At 45.5% G+C, this 650-nt stretch carries 1 rRNA gene; it reads right to left on the bottom strand.

From position 1 onward, the window contains the following. Window positions 1-650, bottom strand: a 23S ribosomal RNA gene (locus ACH2AZ_RS12495); the annotation flags it as partial.

Consider the following 650-nt stretch of genomic DNA (forward strand, 5'->3'; position numbering starts at 1 on the left):
CTTTCGATTTTGCAGAGCCCTGTGTTTTTGATAAACAGTCGCCTGGACCTATTCACTGCGGCCCCCAAGTAAACTTGGGGGCGACCCTTCTCCCGAAGTTACGGGTCGATTTTGCCTAGTTCCTTAGCCATGAATCTCTCGAGCACCTTAGAATTCTCATCCCAACTACCTGTGTCGGTTTGCGGTACAGGCTGCTTTATTCGCTTTTCTTGGAAGTTGGTCCTATGTATTATCACCGCCGCCGTAGCTTAAGTGTACTATCGTAACCTTAAAGTTACTTCAACGTACTATTCCGTCAGTACGCAACATATACCCAACTCCGTCACTTTTAATATAAAGCAGGTACAGGAATATTAACCTGTTGTCCATCCACTACCCCTTTCGGGTTCGCGTTAGGTCCTGACTAACCCTCAGCTGATTAGCATAGCTGAGGAAACCTTAGTCTTTCGGTGTGCGGGTTTCTCGCCCGCATTATCGTTACTTATGCCTACATTTTCTTTTGTAATAAATCCAGCAACCCTCGCAGATCACCTTCTACTCTATTACAATGCTCCCCTACCACTCTGTATTTACATACAAAATCCATAGCTTCGGTAGTATGTTTATGCCCGATTATTATCCATGCCGAACCGCTCGACTAGTGAGCTGTT

It is taken from the genome of uncultured Mesonia sp. (genome assembly GCA_947499595.1).
GTDB classification, from domain to species: Bacteria; Bacteroidota; Bacteroidia; order Flavobacteriales; family Flavobacteriaceae; genus Mesonia; species Mesonia sediminis.